This is a genomic window from Saliphagus infecundisoli, from assembly GCF_020177375.1.
In the GTDB taxonomy this organism is placed as follows: Archaea; Halobacteriota; Halobacteria; order Halobacteriales; family Natrialbaceae; genus Saliphagus; species Saliphagus infecundisoli.
Genome location: NZ_JAIWHV010000061.1, coordinates 1 through 5,661 on the forward strand (window position 1 = coordinate 1; position 5,661 = coordinate 5,661).

General features: G+C 57.2%; 1 protein-coding gene and 4 pseudogenes. 2 read left to right on the top strand and 3 right to left on the bottom strand.

The window, feature by feature from the left end:
* A pseudogene (locus tag LCF40_RS22715) lies at positions 1-368 on the top strand (ISH3 family transposase); the annotation flags it as partial.
* A 1,351-nt stretch (positions 369-1,719) separates the two neighbouring features.
* Here LCF40_RS22715 and LCF40_RS22720 read toward each other — a convergent pair.
* A pseudogene (locus tag LCF40_RS22720) lies at positions 1,720-2,347 on the bottom strand (IS6 family transposase); the annotation flags it as partial.
* 8 nt (positions 2,348-2,355) lie between these two features.
* Between LCF40_RS22720 and LCF40_RS22725 the strand changes: the two are divergent.
* Positions 2,356-2,549, top strand: a pseudogene (locus tag LCF40_RS22725) (IS630 family transposase); the annotation flags it as partial.
* A gap of 282 nt (positions 2,550-2,831) precedes the next feature.
* Here the strand turns inward: LCF40_RS22725 and LCF40_RS22730 are convergent.
* Positions 2,832-4,781, bottom strand: a complete 1,950-nt coding sequence (locus LCF40_RS22730) for an archaea-specific SMC-related protein (RefSeq protein ID WP_224830406.1) — start codon at positions 4,779-4,781, stop codon at positions 2,832-2,834.
* Between the two features lie 191 nt (positions 4,782-4,972).
* Positions 4,973-5,215: pseudogene (locus tag LCF40_RS22735) on the bottom strand (TrmB family transcriptional regulator); the annotation flags it as partial.
* Positions 5,216-5,661 lie beyond the last annotated feature (446 nt).

Sequence of the window (5,661 nt, forward strand, 5' to 3'; positions counted from 1 at the left end):
GGGTGGCGCGTCACGGCTACGCCGCTGACGCGCCGTTCATCGACACCCCACGAGAAGCCCGAGAACACTACAGCAAGCGCTTCGGCATCGAATCAAGCTACCGGTTAGCCAAGCAGAGCCTCGCTCTAACCAGTTCTCGGGACGCTGGGCTTCGGCTCTTGCTGTTCGTCGTGAGTCTCTTGCTGCAGAACGTCTGGCGGTATCTCCACTGGAAGTACGTGGCGGCGCCCCGCCGTGGGGGGCGCCGCCTCTGGGACTGGCCGTTCACGGAGTTCTGTGAGATGGTGCTACGCGCTGTCTGGGCAGCGTTTGGCGTTCGCAGGTCTGTTCCAGCGAACCAACCACTCGACGACCGGTTCTTCCGGTAGCTGTCCCTGAATTGGGGCGGCGGTCGTGAGTGGAAACACTGTCGCGTCGGCGGCGATCCGCCGCCGACAGCGACTATCCAGTGCTGATCACCGTCTTCGCCAATCCTCCGACACTATCTGAGCACAGATCAGACCGGTTCAGCATGTTCTCAATGCATTCGTGCGGTCACTGCTGTGATCGACTGAACTTGGATTTGAACCTGATCAGATTATCATCTGTGGCACTGAGGGGATGAAAGCCTGCTAAGTCCCCAGAGCACGGAGGAAGACTGGAGTGACAAAAGCTGACAACTAGATAGCGCACCAAGCGCGCGACACCGATTAGCCGATGTGGGCTCTGTTGAATCACCAGAGGGCAGTGGAATTTACTGTTTCACAGCTTACTTGATGTTATAGGCGGCACACATTAGTGCAATCTCGCGGAACTCACGGAACCAGGACCGCGTTCGTGCGCGATATCTTCAATAGGCTCTGCTGAAAAAAAAGAGAAGTCAACCGCCGTTGAATGAGGTTTGGGGAGAGTTTCATTAGTACAACCCCTCCCTACGCAGTCTACAACGATACGTAATCAACAGAGCGCAGTCTCCTGGTTTCTCGGCTCAACCGAACACGATGGTGGCGAGTTTGAGCCGTGCTTGGATCCGCCGACCCCAATTTCGTTTAAGAGACGACCGGGATGCAACCGAGGCAGTTTTCGAAGAACTCCAGCGGTTCAGCGAGGATCTCTCAGTTGGGTTCATCGGACACAGTTACTGGCCTGCTAGTCACAGTAAAGTGTCTGAGGCAGAGTCACCGTCGTTTTGCTTGTCCGAACTCTGGACTATGTTGGAACGTCGGTCAGCGGTTTCATCCTCAGAACGTGTCTCATCGGCAGCATACGTACTGTGACTCGATTGTGTATTCGTGATTGAGTAAATTCCTTCGTCCGATCGGGTACTATCGTATGGACTGTCCTGGACAATCTCATCCGATGTGATGCTATACAAATAGTCAAATGGTTTCCTGATAGATTGGACTAACCAGTTCATGGGACTCTACTTGAGGTCCATATCGGTCCCAATTATATCTTTTGGAGGTAATAGAATAGTAGTGTCACCATCGGATTTAGTTACTCGGCTTTGTACGTTGGAGATGCTACAACTTGAATCGCCAGATCAGCAGAAGAGTGGCTGTTGACCAGATATTCCGACGCTGGTCAAGCACCCGATCTCGTTGATAGCGCACCGATCAGTGCGAAAACGCGGGCTGGTCGCTCCTGTCGAAGGGAACTCGTTGTTCCGCTCATCGGGAGAAATACGCCAGTAGACAGCCTTTCGTGGCTGTTTTGGCAATAATATATTCCCACACTACGCGCAAAGCCGAGTAACCATGTTTCGGCGGTCGTCGGATTGACGTAGTTAAAGCTATTGCTAAACGATGAGGTTCGTCGTTTCATCTCTCGAAAGATACGTTCGACAGTGTTCCTATTTCCGTGGCGGACGGTTTGAAATCGGAGCCCTGCCCATTGCAATGCAGTCGCGAGATGGTGGGTGTGGTTGACGAGAAACCTGCTTCGGAGACAGTGTGTTTCTCACGAAGTTCTCGGAGGAACTGCTGTGTTAACGCCGTCGTAGTTGACGTAAGTAGCCGTACGTGAAGGAATCGGTTCGTTTCGGGATCGACAGCAGCGTACAGTCAGAACTGTTGACCGTTGATTCGGATCACCGTCTCGTCGAGCGCGACGTGATCTGTACTCGCGTTACTGCCGGGCTGTAGATCAGCCTTCTGTATCCAATCGTGAACCGCTTTCCGCGATCGTTCGACATCGTTTTCTCAATTCCATAGATTATATTTGAAAGTGATAATTAGGCAAGATGGAGTCGAATACCCAGCTCCATCAGCTGACGCGGTGTCCGCTCCCGTTCCGCAAAGTCTAATTTGATACAGTCGCTATAACCATTGATACTCTTGGCTGAATATTCTTTAGGCTGAAATCTCATTTGCAGATATGAGTTCACTCGACGCCGCAACCTTCGAAGACCTCCCGAGGCTCTCGCGGAGGCCGAGGGGAAGAAGCCGACACAGCGGGTTATGACGGTGATCAACTATCTCGAAGAGGATGACGCGACGATGGCGGAGGTTGCTGAACGGTACGGGTACACCGGTCCATGGCTGTCTCGATGGGGTGGTCGGTTCGGACGCACGAACACGCGTTCTCACCCTGGCCGCAGCGACTCCTGATCCACCAGTCTGTGGCAAGCCCACGAACGATGATCCGTGTCCTCACCGCGAGGCGGCAGTGTTGGCCGGGCGATACGATGAGAAAGGGGAGCAGTGTCTCGAGTGCGAACAGTGCCTGTACTGCCCCACAACAGCCGGAAACACCGGTGACTGACAACGAAGACCGAGAATCTGATCGTCTCTGTCAAACGGCTCGGCAGTTATAGCAGAGACTCATGCTTACTCACCCAATGAGGACTTCTCTTAAATCTCGGTGACGTAGTTGTGGGCGTCGTCGAGGGCGCTCGCGTCCTCGGGGAGCAAGGCGACGATTAGACAGTCCGCATACGTCTCGAAGTACTCGACGAGCGCGGCGATCCGGTCGGAGTCGATCGCCTCCAGTGAGTCGAGCAGCATGAACGGAACCTGCTCGTATACGTCGTGGACGAGGTAACCCGCGAGCGCGAACACCAGGCCCGTGACCTCGCGTTCGCTCTCCGAGAGGTGCTCGATCCTGTCCTCGTAGCTCGTTCCGTCCGCCGTCGACCGGATGACGTGGAGGTCGAACGCCGTCCGCTCGACCTTCCGGCGGCCCTCCTTGACCGTCCCCTCGCGGCGTTCGATCCAGATCCGGTCGATGTTGGCGTAGTCGAGAATCGAGAGGATCGAGGACATGTGTTCGTTAAAGGCCTCGACGGCGTCGTCCTCGATCCGGTCGACCCGCGTCCGGAGGTCCGCGAGTTCGTCCGTGATCTCCTCGCGCCGGTCGTCGAGTTCCTCACGTTCCTCGATGGTCGCCTCGAGTTCGGCGATCCGCTCGTCGACCTCCGTGCGTTCGTCCTCGAGGTTTTCGATCTCGATCTCGAGACCGTTGGCATCGCGGTGGGCTTCAAGGACCTCGCTGTAGTCGGTGTCGTCGAACGACTCAGTGTCGTCCTCAAGGTCCTCGACCCGCGCTTCCTGCTCGGTGCGCTCGTCCTCTAGATCGTCAATCCGGTCGCCGTGGGCCGCGAGGTCGTCCTCGATCGAGTCGAGGCGCTCTTCGAGGCGTTCGCGGCGGTTCTGCCGTTGGCGAAGCTCCTTCTGGCGGGTCGTGAGGTCGTCGATCTTCTCCTGGAGGGCGTTCCGGTCGGCGAGTTTCGACTGATGGAGCTCCTGGAGCCGTTCGAGGGTGGACTCGATGGCGTCGCGTTCGACCTCCGAGCCACACGTCCAGCAGATAACATTGTCCTCGCCGGCCAGCAGCCGGTCAGTAACTGCATCAGTATCGTCATCGACAGTGTCTCCGAGGTCGATGCCTCCATCTTCGAGGCGCTCTTCGTTGAACCGGACGACGCTCTGGAGTTCGTTCAGCGTCGTATCGAGGTCGCGCTTGCGCTCGCGAAGCTCCTGAACCCGGCCCTGGAGACGCTCGGGCGACTCGTCGTCGCCATCCTCGTCGGTGAGGTCGGCGAGGTCGGTTTCGATGCGCTCGCGTTCGTTCTCGAGTTCCGCGTGGCTCTCGCGTTCGGTCTCGAGGTCGTACTCGATGGATTCGAGCTCTCGACGGGCACTACGGAGGTCAGCGAACGTCGATTCGAGCCCTTCTTTTTGGCTCTGGCTCTCCTCGACGTCTGCATCGAGGTCGTCAAGTTCAGCCTCGACCTCCTCGAGCTCGGCCTCCAAGTTCTCGATCTCGCCGTCAATTGAGACACGGCGCTCTTCGAGACTCGGGAGTTCGTTCTTGAGGTCGTCGAGGTGGTCGAGGCGGTCGTCGATCTCGCGTTTCTCGTCCTCGAGTTGGCGGATCTCGGCTTGGATCTCGTCGGTGTCGATCGGGCGCATGATTAGCTCACGGAGGTCGTCGCCGCGGCTGACGACCCGGCGAGCCTCGTTGGATTCCAGCAGGAACGCGAACAGGTCGGCAAGTTCGGCATCCTCGAGGTAGGGCTCGCCGTCGAAGACGACGGTGTCGTTCCGGCGATAGAGCGACCTGCGGTAGTGGCCCTCACCAAAGGAAAGTTCGACTTCGCCCTCCTCGGCGTCGCCTTTGAGTGAGGGGCGATCGCTGCCGAGGGCGGCCATAATCGCCTGAAGAAACGACGTGCGGTTGGTGGCGTTGCGACCGGTCAACACGTTGATACCGGGCTCGAGGGAGACACGGGCCGAGTCAATGCCACCGATGTTCTCGGCAACAACCTCGACTGGTGTCTCGATCGACTCTGCTACGGACATACGCCTATTCAATCGCCCGCTGCGTATAAATGCGATTCTCCCTCCCCAACTCCGAATCCCTATTTTCGTGGCCTCTTAGTAGAAAATCGCACTCACATCCGACTGTCCAGTGGTGTGTCCTCTCGGTACGTCGGTCGTTTCAGGCGCCGTTCATGGTGAATTTCAGAGATAAGAAGGAGGTAGTCACCCGCTCAGTGAGCGGGCTCTTCGGCTGGGACAATCATGTCGTCAATCCGGAGGATGAGAATGTTGTCCGTGTCGTCTTTCCCGTCGACGTGACCCTCGATCTTGAGCTTTGAGAGCGGCGTCGGACCCACGGCAACGACGTCGCCCTTGTGGAAGCCGTCGATCGCCCCCTGGATGCGGACCTCCGCCCGGCAGAGGTCGGGATGATGGATACTCGCAAGATCGATCCCCTCGACGATGACGCTGGAGAAGGCAGCATGTGTTACACAAGGCCTCAATTCCCTTCGTCGACGTGTTCGGCGCTCCAGTCTGTGAGCGTCCCCGTTTCGTGGCGTCTCGAGAAGGGCCCGTGGTCAGCGAGAGCCGTCTCGGTCGCGGGGGTGGTGATATACGGCGCCACCTCCAACAGATGGATACTCCAATTCTCGTGATTGGATCACTCTGATATCGGATCTTTCCCCTGGGTGTATTCATCAAAGACATCGCCAAGGGGGCCATCGGGCCGTTGATCCGGGTCATCAGCATCCCTTCTAGTTTAACGACCCGAACCACCGCCATCTGATGATTACATATCGCTGGTGCTACCAGTTTGAGGAACCCGGTGGAGAGTATGACTTACACCCCACCGGATTCCGTAGTTGTTGACCGGATTCAAAGAGCGTTTCCCTCCGATAAGTTGCGCGAGCGTGCTCGC

Coding starts and splice junctions, on each gene's coding strand:
- LCF40_RS22730 (WP_224830406.1), bottom strand. CDS start 4,781: ATGTCCGTAGCAGAGTCGATCGAGACACCAGTCGAGGTTGTTGCCGAG.